The following is a 19,805-nucleotide window of genomic DNA, read 5'->3' as shown; positions in this document are numbered from 1 at the left end:
GCATTAATATACTAAATACTGTATTTTGGAGGGAATATAAATATGGATTTAAATCAATTGAAAGAAAGAATGGATATCCTTTTAGCCTCATCTGTTGTCAGTACCAAAGCAGCTGATATAAGCACGCTAGCATTTATGCATTTGCAGTCACACTTGAAAAAAAATGCCATAGATGGAGCTGAAATGCTTTTCACCCATTTGCCGACAGCTCTGACGAGAATTGAAAAGGGTGAGCAGGTTGAGGCTCCCCATCCTAATTTGCTGGATGAAGTCAAACAGTCACCGGAAGCATCCATAGCCATGAAGGAAATCGGATATATACAGCAGCAATGGAAGAATCAGCTCCCCCAAGAGGAAATCGATTTTCTGCTCATACATTACACAAATGTACTGCAAATCAACAAAGGAGGAAATTAAGATGAAAATTGTAGTTGGCGGACAGGTTGATAAAAAAGAGATTGAGAGCTTAATAAAAGAGATTGATAGCAGCATAACGACGATGGTCAAGTCGGATCTGGAGGCTGCGATGGCTGTTAAGACGGGACAGGCAGATTATTATGTAGGAGCCTGCCACACAGGAGGCGGCGGTGCTTTAGCCATGGCGATTGCCCTTCTCGGCAAGCCTGATTGCGAGACGGTCTCCATGCCAGGAAAAAAGCCTGTTGAGGAGAAAATTGTAATCGCTGTCAATGAAGGGAAGAAAGCGTTTGGATTTACAGCTGACCACAAAGAGACCGCAGTGCCTATGATTATCAAAGCTTTAAAGAATAAAAGCTAATCCATTTTAATTGAGGGGGAAATAGAAATGGAAATGACGTTAATTATCCTGATCGGTGCCGTTGCTGCTGTTTTGGCCAATATGAACATTGCGGTTTTCAATGATGGGCTTCGTCCAATTGTCTCTGAACACGTGGAGGGACGGATGACGAGACGGGATCTTGCCTTCACTGCCTTTGCGATGAGTTTCGGCCTTGTAATCGGATTTGGAATACCTTTTACACTCTCGGCCAGTATCATCCTCGTACACAGTATCCTGCTGGGAACAGATATTATCGGTTTGCTGACACCGAAAAATAAATGGGGAACACCGCTTGCGGCAGTGATTGGCGGTGCTTATGGAGCAGGGCTGTTAATCGGACTAGAAGGCTTTGTGAAGCTGTTCGATTATCTGCCGCTTAATTTCCTTGAAGCTATGGGAGCGGTTGGAACACCGGTTGTCGTAACATTTATGGCATTCCCGGCGCTTGCGGTTGCTATGCAGTTCAGCGTTAAAAAAGGGGTCATAACGTTTATCGTTTCAGCATTAATCCGTCAGCTCGCTGTCTGGCTGAATGAAAGCGGAGTCCTTACGATTTCAGGAACCACAGTAACACTGAACCAGGAAGGAATGGCCCTTATTACAGGAATGATCTTCCTTCTAGTATTTGCCATGAAGGAAAAGGCAGAGGAAGGCTCTTCCATCGACCTTGCCGCAGTATTCAGTGATAAAGTGGCTAAAATCAGAAAAAATGTCGTGTTCTTTATGATAATTGGCGGTCTTATTGCGGCTGCTACGAATCTATGGATCATGGCGGGAGATCCGATTTCTCTAAATCTATTAGCGGAAGGCAAAGCAACAGATGCAGGAATTGCAGCGGCTGCCCGTGCGCTCGGTTTTATTCCGCTTGTAGCCAGTACAGCGATCGCAACAGGCGTATACAGCCCGGTCGGATTCACGCTCATCTTCGTCGTCGGATTTTTCTCCCCGAATGTTTGGGTAGCCTTAATCGGCGGTGTCATTATTATTTTCATTGAAGTTATGCTATTAAGCTCGATTGCGAGATTCCTTGATAAATATCCCGGTGTGCGTAATTCCGGAGAAAATATCCGCAGTGCGATGACCAAGCTTCTGGAAGTGGCACTATTAATCGGTGGAGCAAACGCGGCCAATGCGATCGCACCGGGGTTCGGATTCTTCTTCATCGCAGGATTCTATTTGCTGAATGAAGCGGCGGGACGTCCAATTGTCCGCATTGCGGTAGGACCTGTAGGTGCCATTGCGGTCGGAATCATTGCCAATATCCTGGTTGCAATTGGAATCATGAACATTCCTCAATAAAGAAACCAAATAAAGAGAACGGAGTGAACTGCCATGATACAAACCGTACTTGGGGAAATTGCTCCGGAAGAATTGGGGATTTGCTCGGCTCACGAGCATCTCTCCATTGATCTTTCGCGAGTGAAAAAAGATCCGGATACGATTCTGGATGATGAACAGGGCATGCGTGAGGAACTGGAGGATTTTTACCGTCTCGGCGGAAGGGCAATGGTTGAAGTGACAAATGACGGCATGGGCCGGGATGCTCATGTGCTAAAAAGGCTGAGCGAGGCAACAGGGGTTCACCTTATTACCTGCACAGGCTTCTATAAAGATCCTTATATCCCCCATTTTGCAGACGGCTGGAAAGCAGAGCAGTTTGCACAGCATTTTATAAAAGAAGCCAAGGAAGGGATTGCCGAAACGGGTATTCTCCCGGGTGTCATCGGGGAAGTGGGCACAAGCAAAAATGAAATGAAGCCGATTGAACGTGAGCTTCTAATTGGTGCCGCTATTGCCGGTGCTGAAACCGGCCTTCCGGTGACCACTCATACAACGCTCGGAACACTCGGGCTTGAACAGGTGCAGCTGCTGGTGAAGCATGGCCTTCCTGCTGATCAGATCATCATCGGCCATCAGGACCTCAACCCGAATAAAGACGAAGTTCTCTCTGTTTTGGAAACAGGAGCCTATATCGCTTTTGATACAATCGGAAAAAATAATTACCGTCCTGATGAAGAAAGAGCCGCTTTTCTCCTGGATTTCATAAGCCTCGGGTTTGAAAAGCAAATTCTTCTATCAGCAGACTTAACCCGCAAGTCGCATTGGAAGAAGCACGGAGGCCCAGGCTACGGACTTGTGCTGGAGACCTTTATACCAACATTGAAAGAATCCGGAGTTCCTGAAAGCATTCTTCATCAATTCCTGACCGTTAATCCATCCAGAGCTTTTTCTATAAGGGAGCGATCATAGTGTCCACATACAACCGAGCTGAATTAAAGTACGCAAATTCAGTTTTGCCAAGCTTATCGATACAGGAAGCACAGGAAAAACAATTCAAATTGGTAGACAGAATGAGCCGCTATTTCAAAGGCAGGCAATTTCTCTCGATGGGAGACCTTGGTGTTTCTCCAACATATAAGCGTCCGGAACAGACGTATCTTGTGGAAAGGGTTCTGGCGGATTTCTTTGAAACAGAAGACTGTGCCCTCGTCAGGGGAGCCGGAACAGGAGCGATCCGCAATATTCTAAGCATGCTTCTGTCTGCTGGGGATGAAATGTTCATTCACACGGCCCCTGTTTATACGACGACAAAGGAAACGTTAAGAATATTGGGCATTAAAACAGTCCAGGCAGATTACAACCATCTTGAGGAAGTCAGAATTGCCATCAGAAGTAATCAAAATCCTAAAGTTTTCTATATTCAGCATGCACGCCAGCAGCCCACAGATCATTATCAATTGGCCGAAGTCATCAAAGCCGTGAAGGAAGAACGCCCGGATCTTCCGATCGTGGTAGATGACAATTACTGTGCATTGAAGACAAAGGGAATTGGAGTGGAATTAGGAGCGGATTACTCAACCTTTTCCGGGTTCAAGCTTCTTGGGCCGGAAGGAATTGCTGTCATTGCCGGCAAAAAAGACGCCATCGAACGGGTGCACCATTATAACTACTCGGGCGGCGGCCAGGTTCAGGGCTACGAAGCCATGGAGCTTTTAAGAATGATGACCTTCGCACCTGTATCGCTGGCTATTCAGAACGAGCAGGTGGAAGAGCTCTGCCGCCGTCTGAATGAAGGAGCTGTGAACGGGATTCGCGCCGCCTACATGACGAATGCCCAGTCCAAAAATGTCATTGTAGAGCTTGAAGCACCGATTGCCCAAAATGTGATCAGCATAAGTGACGAGCATGGGGCGGCCACTCATCCGGTTGGGGCGGAATCAAAATATGAAATCATCCCGATGATTTACCGCGTTTCCGGCAGCTTTTTGGAAGCACAGCCTGAACTGAAGGAATATGGACTGCGCATCAATCCGATGAAATCAGGAGCGGGCACGATCATCGGAATTCTGGAAAAAGTGATACCTCTTGCAAAAGAAGTGCAGCATCGTTGATACCCGTAAATAAAGGGGGAAACTTCAATGTTTTTAGATGTAACAAAGCGCAGAAATCCTAAGCTTATTCAATCAGGTGTCACCTTGCACCAAAGCGGGCAAATACCTCCGAATACGTACGTGATTGACCTCGATATACTCGGAGAGAATGCAGCAGTTCTGGCAGAAACGGCAAAAAATCATGACTTTACGCTTTATTTCATGAGTAAGCAGCTTGGAAGGGTTCCGTATATAGGCCAGTTTATTTCAGAACACGGCATCGAAAAGGCGGTTGCTGTTGAATTCGACGAAGCCAAAACATTGGCAGAAGGCGGCGTTAAAATAGGAAATGTCGGCCACCTGGTTCAGCCGGGGAAAAATCAGTGGGCGGAAGTGCTGTCGTGGAATCCGGAAGTCATTACCCTATTTTCCCTTGCACGTGCCAGACAGCTTTCCGATGCGGCAGTTCAATCAGGAACGGTGCAGGATGTACTTCTAAGGGTGTATGCAGAAGGCGATATGATTTATCCCGGACAGGAGGGCGGCTTTCGATTGGAAGAGTTGGATGGAAAGCTTAAGGAATTGGCTGGGCTTACTGGGATTAATATCGCAGGCGTCACAACCTTCCCGAACTTTCAGCTATCCAAGGACAGGAGAAGCATGGAGCCAACGCCTAACTTTAAAACCCTTTTAAAGGCAAAAGAGGTTCTGGAGAAAAAGGGTATTACAGTAAAACAGGTAAACGGTCCAAGTGCGACCAGCTGTGAAACCATACCCTTCCTGGCAGAACAGGGAGTAACACATGGAGAACCAGGACATGCCCTCACCGGAACTACCCCGCTGCATGCTTACCGGGATCTCCCCGAGAAACCTGCCATTGTATATGTAACGGAAGTGTCCCACCAGGATCAGGAGCATTATTACGTTATTGGCGGCGGCTATTACGGACGCTCCCATTTAACCGGGTGCCTGGTTGGAAGCGATGAAAAAGAAGTATTAAACCAGTATATAAAAGCAATCGAACCGGCTCCGGAAGCGATTGATTACTATGGTGCGATAGAGAAACCTGATGGCTTTCAGATTTCTGAAGGCAATACAGCCGTTTTCTCTTTCCGCACCCAGGTGTTCGTCACAAGGGCCCATATTGCCCTGGTAAAGGGAATTCAAAGCGGAAAGCCGGAACTGGTTCACTTTGAGAGGAAGTGGTAAGGATGGCAAAAGCAATTCTGCTGGTGATAGACAGCTTTGGCATCGGGGCGATGGAGGATTGCAGCGAGTTCAGCCCTGCTGACTGCAGGGCCAATACCTATAAGCATATCCGGGAATCGGTTGACTTTTTAAAAATACCAACTCTATATAAGCTTGGGCTGGGAACGCTTGTCGATGGCAAGGCAGCCCCTGCCAATGCTTACGGCTGCTCGGCACTGGCCCATCACGGGGCAGATACGTACCTCGGGCATCAGGAAATTGCCGGAAGCTGCCCGAAGCGCTCAAATAAAAGGTTGATGAAAGATATTCATCCAGATCTGGCACAAGCATTAACAGAAGCAGGGTGCCAGGTTGAATACCCATGGGAAGACCGGCCGGTTCTGCTGGTAAACGGTGCCTGTGTCATTGGTGATAATCTTGAATCTTCATTAGGAAACATCATTAATTTAACCGCTGATTTTAATAAAATGCCTTTCTTTGAGTTAAAGGAAGTCGGAAAAATTGTCCGCCAGAATGTAGACACCAGCCGTGTCATTGCATTTGGAGGACCCTATACAACCATTGAACATATTCTCTCAGTTGTCCATGAAAAAAATCCCGGCCAATGGGGAGTGGATGCCCCGAAGGCCAAGGTGTACGGCAAAGGCTATGAAGTTTATCACATGGGCTACGGCGTAAACATAGACGGACAATTTCCGATGATCGCTGCCCGGAACGGCCTTAAAGTCCATCGGATTGGCAAAACGGCAGATGTCCTGCATGGCGAAGGACCTGCAGATCCGATTGTGGATACTGAAAAGGTTTTGCGCGTTTTAGAGAAGTCTTATTTGGAAGAAAAAGAGGACGCGGCGTTTCTGGTTAATGTACAGGAGACAGATCTGGCCGGACATGCTGAGGATGCCGAATGGTATGCCAGACTGTTGAATACAACCGACCAGTGGCTTGCAGAATTCCTGCCCAAGATGGCAGAGGAGGATCTGATAATTATTATGGCCGACCATGGCAACGACCCGACCATCGGCCATTCCAACCATACGAGGGAATATGTTCCAATACTCGCTGCCGGGAAGCGGGTAAAACCGGTTAACATCGGTAAACGCCATTCGATGGCTGACGTTGGGGCGACATTTAGCGAGTTTTTTGGATTGCCTGCGACTGAGGAAGGCGAGAGTTTTTTGGAAATGATTATAGATTGAGAGAGATGCTGGAGCCAAAGAGGTTTCAGTATTTTTTGTGTATTTCCTGATTTTACTAGTACTATTTTACCGGGTTAAAAGTTATAATCCATTTATGAAATATTTACTAATGGAGTGAAATATATGAAAAAGCTAAGCACTAGGATTGCAATCGTAATGGCCCTTGGAATGGCAGTGGTTTTACTCGGTAATATAACAATGCTCTATTTAAGCACGAAAAATTCAGTAGAGTCCTCTATTGAAAATTTTAGTATAAATATTGCAGATAATATAGCTTCAAAAATGGAAACAGATAAATATGAGGAATTTCTGAAGAATCCCGATCAGACGGAAACCTATTGGGAACTTCGGGAACAGCTGAATGATTTTCGTGATAAAACAGGTGCGTTTTACGTTTATACATTAATGGCTGATTCTGAAAAGGAAGAAGTCTTTATAATGGTTGATGGTATGCCAAAAGGCTCGGATATGGCAGCAGATATTGAAACACCGACGACGGCTGCAAAATATGAAGATATTTCTTCTGTACTGGATGGAAAAGCATCAAGCTCACCAATCGTTCACGATCCGGAATATGGAGATTATCTTTCTGCCTTTGTGCCCATTGAAAATGATGGAAAAGTGATCGGGATATTAGGTGTCGACATCAATGCCCAGGATGTGAATAGCATTGCAGATCAAGTAATGCAAAAAGAGCTCCCTATGAACCTGGTGATAAATATACTGTTAATCCTTGCGGTTGTTGCCATTCTGGCCTGGTTCGTCAAAAAGAGACTGCACCCTCTGCAGAATATCAGTTCAGCAGCTCAATTAATGGCTGATGGAGACCTTCGGGGAGCAGAAGAGAAGGCTAATTCCATTAAGGTAAAAGGGAAGGACGAAATTAGTTTTGTTACAGAGTCATTCAAAAAAATGACGCATCATACAAAAGCGATGGTTGAAGATATAAAAGCATCTTCAGAAGCACTCCTGGACTCATCGGGTAAAATAGAAAACAAGATGGAAGAAATCAGCCAGGCCAGCACCCTGATTGTCAGAGGGATTCAGGAAGTGGCAGGGGCTACTGATACACAGCTGATCAGAAGTGAGGAATCTGCAAAAGCAATAGAAGAAATGGCCATAGGCATACAGCGTATTGCGGAAGCTTCGACAGATGTGAGCGAACAATCCAATACAGTTACACAGCAGGTAAAAGAAGGATTTGATGAAATCCAATCCATCATCCGGCAGATCAATGAGATTAAAAAGACTGTAAATGATTCTTCTCTATTTATAGAAGAGCTGGGTACGCAGGCTATTGAAATTGAGGATATTGTGAACCTGATTTCAGGCATCGCAGAGCAAACTAATCTGCTTGCGTTAAATGCAGCCATTGAAGCAGCAAGAGCAGGTGAACATGGCAAAGGCTTCGCGGTTGTATCCCAGGAGGTTAAAAAGCTGGCAGAAGGCTCGAAAGCATCTGCAGCACAAATTGCCGAAAAGCTGAATCACTTCAGATCATCCATTGAACAGGCAGTCGGTAATATGCATGCGAGCTCTGGTAAAGTTGAAGAAGGTACAGCCCTAGTCAATAGTGCCGGTGAGAAATTCAATCAGATATTGCATGCTGTTGAAGGAGTTACTGGTGAAATACAGGAGGTTTCTGCCGTAACTGAAGAACTCTCTGCCGGGTCCGAAGAGATTTCTGCATCCATTGATGAATTTGCGGGTCTATCTAAAGACACGGCACAAATTTCCCGCCAGGTCGCAGCCTCAACGGACCAGCAGGAGGATGCGGTAGAAAAGATATCAGAGCTTACCGTTCAGCTGAGTATGCTTTCTAAACAGCTGGAACAGTCGGTGGAGAAGTTTAAAATATAAAATGGGAGCCGTTCTCTATTAGAGAGCGGCTTTTTGTTTGGATTTTCACCATTCAATGAACGAAGAGAACTTGGCCTGTCCCTTTGGCCCATTCTAGAAATTAAACCATTTGATCGAGTTTTCTAAATTGTTTTATAGGGAAACAAGCAAAGGTGAACTTATTAACTTAGTAAAGGAGGGCAGCCTAGCTCTAACATAATATATAAAGAGGAGTGTTCAAATGAATTACATAAAGTGGATTGCGGCTGCTGCCGCAATGGTATTTGTGCTGAGCTTCAGCCAGCCCAAGGCAGATGCTGCTGTTCTAAAGAATGGCTCAGCAGGCCAGGAAGTTACATATATTCAATCAGCATTACAAAAGCTTGGCTATTTTAATACAGACCATACAGGGTATTATGGAACGGTAACAGAGAATGCAGTAAAAAACTTTCAATATGATTTCGGTTTAGCAGCTGATGGAATCGTGGGAGTTAACACGGCAGAAATGCTTAGGAATGTGGACATGCTTGCCCATGTCGTTTATGGAGAAGCGCGAGGGGAAAGCTATGAAGGCCAAGTGGCAGTTGCAGCTGTCGTTCTCAATCGTATGGAGTCCAATGAATTTCCGGATACTCTCTCCAATGTGATTTTCCAAAAGAATGCCATTACAGCTGTGAATGACGGACAATATTGGCTTCAGCCTGATGCTGCAGCATATCAGGCAGTAAGAGATGCCTTTGATGGATGGGATCCTACCGGCGGTGCCGTCTACTATTACAATCCTTATACAGCTACAGACCAATGGATTTTTACTAGAACCGTCATTAAACAAATCGGAAGCCACAATTTTGCCTATTAAAAAAAGGGCACCTCTCCTGCACATGCCGGAAGAGGTGCCTTATTTAGTTTTGCTAGTAAGTTTGAATTGAAATCTGGTAATTTATATTACAAATATATTAAAACCGTTTTATTTTGTAACGAAAAAAGAGTTTTACTGAAATCTATCTGTTATCTAATGGTGTTAATATGTTCCTATCAAGGGACATAAAGGAGATATCATGAAGAAATTAGTAATCTATCTTATCACAGCTGTTTTTCTATCGTTTGGATTTTCCAATGTCACTTCAGCCGCTGGAAATACTTATACAGTGAAAAAGGGAGATACGCTTTGGGCCATCTCTAAAAAACATAACGTTACTGTACAGCAGATTAAATCTTGGAATAAATTAAATTCAGATACAATTAAACCTAAGCAAGTGTTAAAAATTACCGGAGCGTCAGCTAAAGCTGCTGCACCTAAAAAGACAGCTGTAAAGGCTGCATCAACGAAAGCATATAAAGAAATTAAAGTGAAAGCGACTGCCTACACTGCCAGCTGCAAAGGCTGCAGCGGCATTACTTATACAGGAATCAATCTGAAAAAGAATCCGAACGCCAAGGTAATTTCAGTGGATCCGAAGGTTATTCCACTGGGATCAAAAGTATATGTGCCTGGATATGGGGAGGCAATTGCAGGTGACAAAGGATCTGCAGTAAGAGGCAATAAAATTGACGTCTTCATTCCAAACAAACAAAAAGCCCTGCAATGGGGCAGCAAAACGGTTACTATTAAAGTTTATAAATAATAGAAATTAAGAGAATCTTCCTGGCGGGGATTCTCTTTTTATTTGGAAAAATAATAACTCTGGTGCCTGGGCTTTTAAGCCTATTTGCATAGTGGGAGTATTTTCTCATTTTTACTTATTTACTCAATTTTTACAAATATCAGATTGTATGCCAAAAAGAAGAGTGATTTACTAGAATGGTAGTGTCATGTAAACGTTTAAAATAAGGAAATAGGAGTGGATTACATGATTGGAAAGCAGCAAATAAAGTTGCTTAGCTTTATTAGTGTCTTTGCTTTGATTCTTAGTCTTTTTAGTCCTTTTGCCACGGCAGGTGCAGAAGAAGTGAAGTCTGTGGCAGAAGCTATTGCGGATAATAACGGAGTTGCCACAGTCGAAGGTTATATTGTTGGAGTTACGAAAAGCACTTCAAGCTATAGCCATAGCGGTCCGTTTACAATTGCAACCAATATTGCCATCGCAGACTCACCCGATGAAAGAGATCCCGGTAAAATACTGCCGGTTCAGCTTCCGAGCGGGTATGTGAGATCAGGATTAAACCTGGTGGACAACCCTGATAACCTTGGAAAGAAAGTTCAAATTACCGGTTCATTGGAAGCCTACTTTACAGTTCCGGGATTAAAGAACTCATCAGCTTATTCCTGGGTGGAAGAAACAGACCCAACACAAGTTTCAGCTGTAACAGCTTCCCCTGGAGCAGGTCCAGTTAAGCAGGGAACAGATGTTGTTTTATCGACAGAAACGGAAGGAGCAGTAATTCATTACACGGTGGATGGATCAGAGCCAACTTCTCAAAGTGATACATATACTGATCCGATTGTCATTAATGAAAAAACGACCATTAAAGCATTAGCTGTCAAAGAAGGCTTAACAGACAGCAGAGTAGCTGAATTTACTTATACGCCTGCATTAGGCGGACTTCGCATTCATGATATTCAAGGTGCAGGGCATTATTCCGAATATGCCAACCAATATGCTGCGGATGTGGAAGGCATCGTCACAAAAGTGGCAGATGCAAACAATTTCTATATGCAGGACCTGCAGCCTGACCAGGATCCTAATACTTCTGAAGGAATTCTTGTTTACAAGAAAAATCACGGTGCACAAGCGGGTGATGTGGTTGAAGTAACAGGGCAAATCAAAGAATGGGTGCTTGACGGCTATGCTGAGAAACTGGAGACGGATTTGCCTGTCACCGAAATTAATGCTTCAGCAATCAATAAAATAGCGTCAGGCCAGGAGCTTCCGGCTCCAGTCATTCTAAGTAAAGAGAACTTGCCGACTGAAGTGATCGATAATGACAGCTTTGGTGAGTTTGATCCAGAGCAGGATGGAATTGATTTCTTTGAAAGCCTGGAAGGAATGCTTGTTCAGGTGGACAACCCGAAAGTAGTGGCCCCGCAAAAGTATGGAGAGCTTGTGGTTGTTCCGGGAGATGTTGAAACAAATACAGAGGCAGGCGGACTGCGCATTTCAGAAAATGATTATAATCCGGAGAGAATCACTTTAGATATTAACGATGAAGATTTTGTTGCCAAAATGGGCGACAGCTTTAAAGGCAGTGTCCAGGGGGTTGTCAGCTACGGATTCAGCAACTATAAAGTATTAAGTGACGCAGATTCATTGCCGGAATTTGTAGAAGGTCCTGCGGCAAGAGAAGAAACAAGTCTTATCCCTGAAGAAGATCAATTAACCATCGCATCTTATAATGTTGAAAACTTCTCAACAAAAACGGATGCGGAAAAGGTTACGAGATTAGCAGAAGCCATTGCTGATAATATGAAGCAGCCGGATATCATTGGTCTGACAGAAGTTCAGGATAATGACGGACCAACAGATAGCGGCACAACAGAGGCGGATCTAAGTGCAGCATTATTAATTGAAAAAATAAAAGAACTTGGCGGTCCAGCTTACACTTACACAGATATCGCTCCAGAAGATAAACAGGATGGCGGCCAGCCGGGAGGAAACATCCGTGTCGGCTTCCTTTATAACGCTGAAAGGGTAACATTATCGGAAGGCGAAAAAGGGTCAGCAACGGATGCAGTTGATTTTGAAAACGGTAAACTTACGCTAAACCCAGGACGTATTGATCCGGCCAATGCAGCATTTGAGGATAGCCGCAAAGCATTGGCGGCCCAATTCGAATTTAAGGGCGAAAGCGTCATTGTTGTAGCTAACCATTTTAACTCGAAAGGCGGAGATCTTCCGTTATTCGGCAAAGTTCAGCCCCCTGTCTTTAACAGTGAAATTCAGCGCATGAAAATCGCTAACGTGGTTAACGGTTTCGTAGAGGATGTTAAAGCAGAAGACCCAAATGCCAATATTGTCCTGCTTGGCGACTTCAATGATTTTGAATTCTCCAATCCTTTAAAGGCTTTAAAGGGCGATGAATTAACAAACATGATTGAAAAGGTTCCGGCAGAAGAGCGCTATACGTACAACTACCAGGGAAATGCACAGGTGCTCGATCATATATTAGTATCCAACAACCTTGCCAAGAAAACAGAGGTTGATATTCTTCATATTAACTCAGGCTTCATGGAGGAACACGGCCGTGCAAGTGACCATGACCCTGTCATGATACAGACAAGCTTAAAGCCGGCAGTTAAACCGGAAGAGCCTAAATATGATCATGTTTTCAATCTGGTAAACTACCATGCGAAGAAATTCGTTGTTGGACCACATAATGCCTTGGTTATAATGGATGGAACATCCAGCCTCTCGCAAGGTTTGTGGCTGAAGAAATCCGCCGCTGTTAAAGGGGAGGGCCTAAAAAATACGAAAGTGGTCATCAGCTCTGCCAACAAAGGGGCAGTTGTTGATCTAACAGGATCAGAAATTAAAGAAGTCATGATTGAAAGCAGCAAAGCCGTAGAAATCCGCGGTGCCGAAAATGTCCAGAAATGGACTCTTGGGAAAAAAGCGGATCCGTCTCATATTATTTTCAAAGATTCGGATGGGGAAGAAATAGATTCTCCATATGAGGAAGAGGAAGCAGCATAGCATTTTAAGCCGGAGTATAACTACTTCGGCTTTCAATCCTCATTTTAAAAAATTAGCATCTGAAAGGAGCAGCAATTCATGAAATTGCCTATTAAAGTATTATCAACAGTAGCCTTATCAGCAGCATTAACCATCTCTACAGCCGTTCCGGCAGGTTTGGTTTCAGCAAATGAGACATCAGCTGCAGATTTCACGCTTTCCTTAATGCATTCCAATGACTCACACGCCAATATGGACAGCGCCGCTAAAAAAGTAACGGCTGTAAAGGAAGTAAGAGAAGCAAATCCGGACGCCCTCCTTGTTGATGCAGGAGATGTTTTTTCAGGAACATTATATTTTAATAAATTCCTTGGACAAGCTGACCTTGAATTTATGAATCTGATGGGCTATGACATTATGACCTTCGGAAATCATGAGTTCGACTTGGGTTCAAGCGCGGAAGGGCACAAAGCATTGGCTGACTTTGTAAAAGGTGCACAATTCCCATTCGTTAGTACAAATGTGGATTTTTCTGAGGATGCTAACCTGCAGGGATTGTTTAGCGATGTAATATCGAGTGAACCTGCAAATGGAAAAATTTATAATGGCATCATCAAAGAAGTTAATGGAGAAAAAGTAGGATTTTTTGGTTTGACTACAGCTGAAACGGCCAGTATTTCCAGTCCGGGTAATGTTACATTCGAGGACTATATCGAAGAAGCAGAAAAAGCAGTAAAAGCTTTCGAGGATATGGGAATCAATAAAATAGTGGCTGTAACTCATATTGGTTATGATGATAATCCGAATGTGGATAATGATTTAACCTTGGCTGCACAGGTAGATGGTATTGATGTGATTGTTGGAGGACACAGCCATACGCAATTAAATGAGCCAGTGGTTGTGGCAGCTGATCAAACAGGAACAGCAAAGGACCCTACTGTCATTGTTCAAGCCGGCCAGTACAATAACTATCTTGGAACACTGGATGTACAATTTGATGAGGCAGGAACAGTAGTTGGGCAAGCAGGCAAGCTTATTAAAATTTCGGATAAAGCAGAGGATCCCGAAGCTGCAGTGCTGCTTGAAAAATACTCCTCCCAAATAGAGGAATTAAAGAACACGGAAATTGGAGCAGAAACTGTGACTGCACTCGAGAATCCGAGGACAAGCGGAGACAGCACAGGACCAAGTGTACGAAAAAATGAAACAGCGCTAGGCAACCTAATTACAGACGGCATGCTTGCAAAGGCCAAGCAGTATAACAACGACGTAATCATGGCGCTCCAAAACGGAGGCGGCATTCGTGCAGGAATTGATGCAGGGCCAATCACTGTTGGGGAAGTGATTACTGTACTTCCATTTGGCAACACATTAGCAACTATGGAACTAACGGGAGCTGAACTAAAAGAGGCTTTTGAAATCAGCGTGGGTCAGTATCCAGCAGAAAACGGCGGTTTCCTGCATGTGTCCGGTGCAAAAGTAGAATTTGATTCCACAAAGCCTGCCGGTGAGCGAATGGTTTCGATCGCTTATAAAAATGATCAGGGCACTTACACAGAAATCCAGGATAATCAAACATACACAATCGGTACCAATGCTTTCACAGCCAAGGGCGGAGATGGATATACAGTCTTCGCAAAAGCATATCAGGAGGGCAGAGTAACAGACCTTGGACTTTCTGACTGGGAAAACTTCGCCGAACACCTGACCAGTCTGGGTACAATCACACCAGCAGTGGAAGGGCGTATTGTAGATGTTGACAGTCTGCCGCCAGTAACAGAGCTGGATTTTGAAAAGGAATATACTCTTACTGATGATAAAAAGAAGAAGCTAGTAGTGAACAAGATTTCTTTTATTAATGTAGAAGAATCCGCAGAAATCAAAAACGGCATCTGGCTCAAAAACTCTGCTGTATTGCAGGGCAAAGGACTGAAGAATGTGAGTGTCCGTGTAACACCAAAGAAAGAGCCAATCATCGTAGACTTTAGCGGTGCAGAAGTGAAAGAAGTTATTATTGAGAAAAGTGATTTAGTGGAACTCAGAGGGGCAGAAAACATTAAAAAGATAAGTTATCGTAAGTAATAGAAAATTGTATCGAAGAGGAAACTGCACACCGTAGATAGTGTGCAGTTTTCTTTTAATGGTTCAAATGCTTCCGCCCTTTTGCTGATCTTTTTGATAGGATGGATTTATTCATAAATGGCAATAAATTTTGGAGGAGCAGGTATGGCTGGATCAATAAACCTCGATAGGGAAGAAATCTATGTGTTTAACAGTGCCATCTATATTTTTGAATCGTCTGCAGGAAGTACGCTGGAAGTGGATCTAACTTATCGACATTACCTTCAAACCATATTTAAATGAGCGGATTGAGTGTAAGGTTTTAAAAGATGAACAGGGACAGATTTTTGGCGGACTCGTTGGACATATAGATTGGGAATCCTTTTCGTTGACGTATTATGGGTGGATGATTCACTGCGTGGACAGGGTAAAGGACAAAAGTTAATTCAAGAGGATGTAACATCTGCTTGTGAACAAGGCTTTACGATGATGCGATTAGTAACATTTAGTTTTCAGGCTCCTGATTTTTATAATAAGCTCGGATTTAAGAAGAAAGGGAAACTGAAGAATTTTCCAAAAGGATTCTCACATTATTATTGTACAAACAGTTGAAAAGTAAAGGTGTATCTGTGAACGAAGCTATATAATTTTTAGCATCCTTAAAGAGGACTGCTTTAACCTGCGAAAAACAGTAAATGGCCTCCCTGCACAAGGAGTGTAGGAAGGTTTTACTGTTTTCAATCGCTCGATGAATGACTTCTTCGGCTACTAATCAAGTTCCGATATTCTACAAGCAATAAATCCAGGAAAAGTTGAAAGGGTGCCCGGGAGCACATATCAATATCATCAAGGTAGCAATGTTCAATGGGGGTGTAAAAAACAAAATCCGATAGTTCGACTAAACGGTTTGATGGAGTTCCGACGATGGATAGAATCGTGATTCCACGTTCTTTTAGGATATGCGCATACTCTAAAATATTTAAGGTTTCTCCGCTATAGGAGACAAAAATGGCAAGGTCATCCGTTCTTACGTTGAGGGCGGCACTTCGTAAATCATCCCAATCCATTCGAGCCATGCTGCTTTTGCCTAACATCAGCAGTTTTTTTGATGCATCCCAGCAAACAGAATAGGAATGGCCCATACCGAACCATTCTACATGTCTTGCCTGTATCATCATCGAAGCAGCTTTATTCAGCTTCTCTTCATCGATTCTATTTAATACCTCGTGTATATCTTTTTCATAGCGTTTAACATGGAAAGATAAGGACTCTGAAATTTCCTGGCTAACACCTTGAACTTCATCCCTTATGTTTAAATGCAGCTGAAGTTTAAAATCCTGGAAGCCTTGAAAGCCAAGTCTTTTACAGGTTCGGCTGATGGTGGCAGTCGAGATATACATTTCCTTTGCCAGCTCTTCGAGTTTTAAATGAACAAGCTTCTTGGGGTAGCGAATGATATAATCCAGTACCTGCTTTTCCAGCTGACTTAATTGATCCCGATGCTGGATCAGCCGTTTCATAAAAGATTGCATGTTATCACCTTTTCATAACCATGGATCAAGGGTCCTAATCAGTTACGGTGTTAGAGATAGAACCGAGCGTTTTAGTCTCTCTAGACCTTCGATGACTTTTGATTGAGGACAACCAACATTCATTCGTAAAAAGATTCCTCTGTCCTCACCATAGACTGCGCCAGACATGATTCCGACCTTCCCCACTTCAACGAGGGCTTGCTGGAGCTCTTGATTGGTTTTCCCCAGTCCGGTACAGTCCATCCATGCTAAATACGTGGATTCAGGGATATGAAACTGAATGGATGGCAGTTCTTGATCGATGAATTCTTTCACCAATTTCATATTATTATACAGATAGGAACATAGCTCATCAACCCACTGATCACCATGACGATATCCTTCGATAACGGAAATTTCTCCAAAAATAGTGGCACTCGAAACGCCATCCCTAAATTTTAAAAGCTTCATAAAGCTCTCTCTCGTCTTTTCGTTCGGAATCAATAGATAGGACCCGCCCAAGCCGGGGGTATTAAAGGTTTTACTGGCAGACGTACAGATATAAATATTTTGCAGATCATCTGTCACGCTGGTAATCGGAATAAACCTACGGTCTTGGTAGGTAATATCCATATGAATATCATCAGAAATGATCTTTACCTGGTACTTGGCACAAAGTGCGACGATTTTCTTTAGCTCCTGCTCTGTCCATACCCTTCCCGTCGGGTTGTGAGGATTGCAAAGCAATAAGACCTTTGCTTTTGGATGCAGCAGCTTTTTTTCCAAATCATCGAAATCAATTTCATATTTTCCATTTTGATACAAAAGCGGGTTAGGAATTAGGTCGCGTTTCGATTCGTTAATGACATGAAAAAAGGCATCGTAGGCAGGCACCTGCATAATCACGTGATCGCTTTCAGATGATAAAATTTCGATCAATCTTGCAATCGAATAAATGACACTCGGACTATAGATTATCCAATCTATTGATATTTCGGTATCGAACCTCCTTTTATACCAACCGGTAATCGAAGATTTATAATCATCATGGTTCCATCTTGTATAACCAAAAATCCCATGATCGGTGCGTTTGTGGATCGCCTCAATCATTTCTGGAGGGCTGCGAAAGTCCATATCTGAGATGCTAAAAGGCAGTAAATCATCTGAACCAAATCGATCCTTCATATAATCCCACTGGGTACAATATGTCCCAATTCGATTGACAGTTTGATCAAAATGATGTTTCATTATATCCCTCTTTTCTCTAGTTGTTTCCAAAGCTGAGTAAGATGAAAAAAGGGATGAGAGATTCTCATCCGCTCTTCACTTCATTAATATCTATAAGCTTATCCATTTCAACTCGAACATGGTTTACTTGTGGGCCAATGACCACTTGAACATTATGGGCATCTAATTTAATCACGCCAAGAGCGCCATTTTTCTTCAATGCCGGTTCATTGATTTTTTTCATATCATCAACCACTAATCGTAATCTCGTAATACAGTTATCAAGCGAGACAATATTTTCTGCTCCACCTAACGCATATAACAATTCTCTTGCCTGATTACTTGTTTTCCCATCCTTGCTTTCTGGTGCAGCAGATCCTCCCGTTTCCGCTTGATCTTCCCTGCCAGGAGTCTTTAAGTTAAATTTGACAATTGCATAACGGAAAACAGAATAATAAATCGCAAACCAAATCAATCCCACTACTAAAACCAAATACCATTTTGATTCAGCTCCCTGCAGGATTCCAAAAATAAAGAAGTCCAAAATCCCGCCATCGGTATTTCCGATTTTCACATTAAGAAGGGCCATGACCATAAATCCAAGACCAGTTAAAACCACATGGATTCCATATAAGGCTGGTGCAAGGAACAAGAATAGAAACTCGATCGGCTCTGTAATCCCTGTTACAAAAGTAGCAATGACTCCTGAGATTAGAAGTCCCTTAATCTTTTGGCGATTCTCAGGCTTTGCTGTGTGGTAAATGGCTAAAGCAACCGCTGGCAGACCAAACATGAAGGTCGGCATTTTCCCTTGTGATAGGAAGGCTGTTGCTGAAGAACTAATAGGCTCCCCGCTTTGCAGCTGGGCATAGAAAATATTAAGCGCACCCGAAACAGTCTCACCGTTTACCACCATGGTTCCCCCGGCTTCTGTAAAACGAATCATGGCTACTAAAATATGATGTAATCCAAATGGAAGAAGCAATCGTTCGCCGGCACCAAATAGAAATGGACCGAACACACCAGCACTGCTTATCATCGATCCTATTCCATTTATAATCATGGTAAACAATGGCCAAATCATTGGAATAACTATACCTGCGACTGACATGACAATAGAAGTGATGATGGGAACGAATCTAACCCCTCCAAAAAAGGCAAAGGCATTTGGCAGTTTAATCGTATGGAAGCGCTTATGCAGCAAATAAACAAGAATACCTGCGATAATCCCGCCTAAAACACCCATCTCGAGACTCTGAATACCAAGGACCATCCCTTGTCCTTCTTGTCTCATCACATCGGCAGCCGCAAGCTGATCGGTTTCTGTTAAATAAAAATTAATCGATAAATGCATCATGATATAACCAATAAGACCTGAAAAAGCGGCGACTCCTTTTTCATAACGGACTAGTCCAAGTGGAATCGCTACAGCAAATAAAAGCGGCAAATAGGTAAAAGCAAAACCGCCAACCATTGACATAAAACGCAGGATAATCTGAATCACGTTATGATCTAGAAAAGGTAAATTTTCGATGGTTGCAGGGCTTGTAAACGAACTGCCGATACCTAAAAGCAAACCCATAAATGCTAAGAGTGCAACAGGAAGCATAAATGTCTTTCCAAGTCCCTGGAAAAACTCCCACCCTATTGAAGACTTCTTCATCTTCGTATTCATCACTTAACCCCCTTGATGTAGATGTTGAACAATTACCTTCACTTTACTTCCATATCAGCTCGTTCGCAACCGCTTTCATGGGGAATGTAGCTGTATACAATTTTTGTATGCGCAATACAAAGCTGCAATGAAAGATGGGGGCCTGACGCAACCGAGGCCAAATAAAAAATATTCGTTTGGCACAAAGGATCTCTGATATACGAGGGAGTACTGTACGTTCAGATCAAAGTATTTGGGAGGCGGTGAAGTTGAATAATCTGGTGGAGAGGAAGAATGTACTTGGAGTGAAGGAGAACTGATTTAAACC

General features: G+C 43.4%; 17 protein-coding genes. 14 read left to right on the top strand and 3 right to left on the bottom strand.

Annotation, left to right across the window (positions count from 1 at the left end):
• Positions 1-42: 42 nt before the first annotated feature.
• The 14 genes from ACR42H_RS25410 (at position 43) to ACR42H_RS25345 (ending at position 15,697) form a co-directional block, all read left to right on the top strand.
• Positions 43-417 (top strand): PRD domain-containing protein, encoded by a 375-nt coding sequence (locus ACR42H_RS25410; RefSeq protein WP_436374075.1) that lies wholly within the window; start codon positions 43-45, stop codon positions 415-417.
• Position 418: 1 nt separating this feature from the next.
• A complete protein-coding gene (locus ACR42H_RS25405; RefSeq protein ID WP_436374073.1) occupies positions 419-778 on the top strand; it encodes a DUF2620 domain-containing protein in 360 nt (119 codons plus the stop codon).
• Between the two features lie 27 nt (positions 779-805).
• Entirely contained in the window at positions 806-2,098 is a 1,293-nt protein-coding gene (locus tag ACR42H_RS25400; protein ID WP_048007995.1) for a YhfT family protein, read from the top strand.
• Positions 2,099-2,131: 33 nt separating this feature from the next.
• Positions 2,132-3,049 (top strand): phosphotriesterase family protein, encoded by a 918-nt coding sequence (locus ACR42H_RS25395; protein WP_436374071.1) that lies wholly within the window; start codon positions 2,132-2,134, stop codon positions 3,047-3,049.
• On the top strand, positions 3,049-4,191 hold the full coding sequence (locus ACR42H_RS25390) for an aminotransferase class V-fold PLP-dependent enzyme (RefSeq protein ID WP_113882284.1): 1,143 nt from the start codon (positions 3,049-3,051) through the stop codon (positions 4,189-4,191). Before ACR42H_RS25395 ends, ACR42H_RS25390 begins: the two co-directional genes overlap by 1 nt.
• A gap of 27 nt (positions 4,192-4,218) precedes the next feature.
• Positions 4,219-5,379, top strand: a complete 1,161-nt coding sequence (locus ACR42H_RS25385; protein WP_113882283.1) for a YhfX family PLP-dependent enzyme — start codon at positions 4,219-4,221, stop codon at positions 5,377-5,379.
• A gap of 2 nt (positions 5,380-5,381) precedes the next feature.
• The gene (locus ACR42H_RS25380) at positions 5,382-6,575 is read left to right on the top strand and encodes a phosphopentomutase (RefSeq protein WP_436374069.1); all 1,194 of its coding nucleotides are present in this window, start codon (positions 5,382-5,384) and stop codon (positions 6,573-6,575) included.
• A 123-nt stretch (positions 6,576-6,698) separates the two neighbouring features.
• Entirely contained in the window at positions 6,699-8,435 is a 1,737-nt protein-coding gene (locus ACR42H_RS25375) for a methyl-accepting chemotaxis protein (protein ID WP_436374067.1), read from the top strand.
• 220 nt (positions 8,436-8,655) lie between these two features.
• On the top strand, positions 8,656-9,273 hold the full coding sequence (locus ACR42H_RS25370; RefSeq protein WP_436374065.1) for a cell wall hydrolase: 618 nt from the start codon (positions 8,656-8,658) through the stop codon (positions 9,271-9,273).
• A 199-nt stretch (positions 9,274-9,472) separates the two neighbouring features.
• Positions 9,473-10,039 (top strand): LysM peptidoglycan-binding domain-containing protein, encoded by a 567-nt coding sequence (locus ACR42H_RS25365; RefSeq protein WP_436374063.1) that lies wholly within the window; start codon positions 9,473-9,475, stop codon positions 10,037-10,039.
• Positions 10,040-10,264: 225 nt separating this feature from the next.
• Positions 10,265-13,045 carry a DUF6359 domain-containing protein gene (locus ACR42H_RS25360; protein ID WP_436374061.1) on the top strand — a complete coding sequence of 927 codons (2,781 nt, stop codon included), beginning with the start codon at positions 10,265-10,267 and terminating at the stop codon, positions 13,043-13,045.
• Positions 13,046-13,123: 78 nt separating this feature from the next.
• Entirely contained in the window at positions 13,124-15,106 is a 1,983-nt protein-coding gene (locus tag ACR42H_RS25355) for a bifunctional metallophosphatase/5'-nucleotidase (protein ID WP_436374059.1), read from the top strand.
• 144 nt (positions 15,107-15,250) lie between these two features.
• Positions 15,251-15,388 carry a hypothetical protein gene (locus tag ACR42H_RS25350; protein WP_436374057.1) on the top strand — a complete coding sequence of 46 codons (138 nt, stop codon included), beginning with the start codon at positions 15,251-15,253 and terminating at the stop codon, positions 15,386-15,388.
• Between the two features lie 69 nt (positions 15,389-15,457).
• Entirely contained in the window at positions 15,458-15,697 is a 240-nt protein-coding gene (locus ACR42H_RS25345; RefSeq protein ID WP_436374055.1) for a GNAT family N-acetyltransferase, read from the top strand.
• 125 nt (positions 15,698-15,822) lie between these two features.
• Here the strand turns inward: ACR42H_RS25345 and ACR42H_RS25340 are convergent, their stop codons facing one another.
• The 3 genes from ACR42H_RS25340 to malX are packed head-to-tail and all read right to left on the bottom strand — an operon-like array spanning position 15,823 to position 19,498.
• Positions 15,823-16,617, bottom strand: coding sequence for a MurR/RpiR family transcriptional regulator (locus ACR42H_RS25340; RefSeq protein WP_436374053.1), 795 nt, complete (start codon positions 16,615-16,617; stop codon positions 15,823-15,825).
• Positions 16,618-16,659: 42 nt separating this feature from the next.
• Complete coding sequence (locus tag ACR42H_RS25335; protein WP_436374051.1) at positions 16,660-17,874, bottom strand: MalY/PatB family protein; 1,215 nt, start codon at positions 17,872-17,874, stop codon at positions 16,660-16,662.
• A 34-nt stretch (positions 17,875-17,908) separates the two neighbouring features.
• Positions 17,909-19,498 carry a maltose/glucose-specific PTS transporter subunit IIBC gene (gene malX, locus ACR42H_RS25330; protein ID WP_436374049.1) on the bottom strand — a complete coding sequence of 530 codons (1,590 nt, stop codon included), beginning with the start codon at positions 19,496-19,498 and terminating at the stop codon, positions 17,909-17,911.
• Positions 19,499-19,805: the final 307 nt, after the last annotated feature.

The sequence above is a fragment of the Cytobacillus sp. BC1816 genome, assembly GCF_051353635.1.
GTDB classification, from domain to species: Bacteria; Bacillota; Bacilli; order Bacillales; family Cytobacillaceae; genus Cytobacillus; species Cytobacillus oceanisediminis_C.
This window is presented reverse-complemented; position numbering and strand designations above follow the sequence as displayed.

Excerpts from the sequence above, each read along its gene's own strand:
- ACR42H_RS25410 (WP_436374075.1), top strand. The coding sequence starts at position 43 with ATGGATTTAAATCAATTGAAAGAAAGAATGGATATCCTTTTAGCCTCA.
- ACR42H_RS25405 (WP_436374073.1), top strand. The coding sequence starts at position 419 with ATGAAAATTGTAGTTGGCGGACAGGTTGATAAAAAAGAGATTGAGAGC.
- ACR42H_RS25400 (WP_048007995.1), top strand. The coding sequence starts at position 806 with ATGGAAATGACGTTAATTATCCTGATCGGTGCCGTTGCTGCTGTTTTG.
- ACR42H_RS25395 (WP_436374071.1), top strand. The coding sequence starts at position 2,132 with ATGATACAAACCGTACTTGGGGAAATTGCTCCGGAAGAATTGGGGATT.
- ACR42H_RS25385 (WP_113882283.1), top strand. The coding sequence starts at position 4,219 with ATGTTTTTAGATGTAACAAAGCGCAGAAATCCTAAGCTTATTCAATCA.
- ACR42H_RS25380 (WP_436374069.1), top strand. The coding sequence starts at position 5,382 with ATGGCAAAAGCAATTCTGCTGGTGATAGACAGCTTTGGCATCGGGGCG.
- ACR42H_RS25375 (WP_436374067.1), top strand. The coding sequence starts at position 6,699 with ATGAAAAAGCTAAGCACTAGGATTGCAATCGTAATGGCCCTTGGAATG.
- ACR42H_RS25370 (WP_436374065.1), top strand. The coding sequence starts at position 8,656 with ATGAATTACATAAAGTGGATTGCGGCTGCTGCCGCAATGGTATTTGTG.
- ACR42H_RS25365 (WP_436374063.1), top strand. The coding sequence starts at position 9,473 with ATGAAGAAATTAGTAATCTATCTTATCACAGCTGTTTTTCTATCGTTT.
- ACR42H_RS25360 (WP_436374061.1), top strand. The coding sequence starts at position 10,265 with ATGATTGGAAAGCAGCAAATAAAGTTGCTTAGCTTTATTAGTGTCTTT.
- ACR42H_RS25355 (WP_436374059.1), top strand. The coding sequence starts at position 13,124 with ATGAAATTGCCTATTAAAGTATTATCAACAGTAGCCTTATCAGCAGCA.
- ACR42H_RS25350 (WP_436374057.1), top strand. The coding sequence starts at position 15,251 with ATGGCTGGATCAATAAACCTCGATAGGGAAGAAATCTATGTGTTTAAC.
- ACR42H_RS25340 (WP_436374053.1), bottom strand. The coding sequence starts at position 16,617 with ATGCAATCTTTTATGAAACGGCTGATCCAGCATCGGGATCAATTAAGT.
- malX (WP_436374049.1), bottom strand. The coding sequence starts at position 19,498 with ATGAATACGAAGATGAAGAAGTCTTCAATAGGGTGGGAGTTTTTCCAG.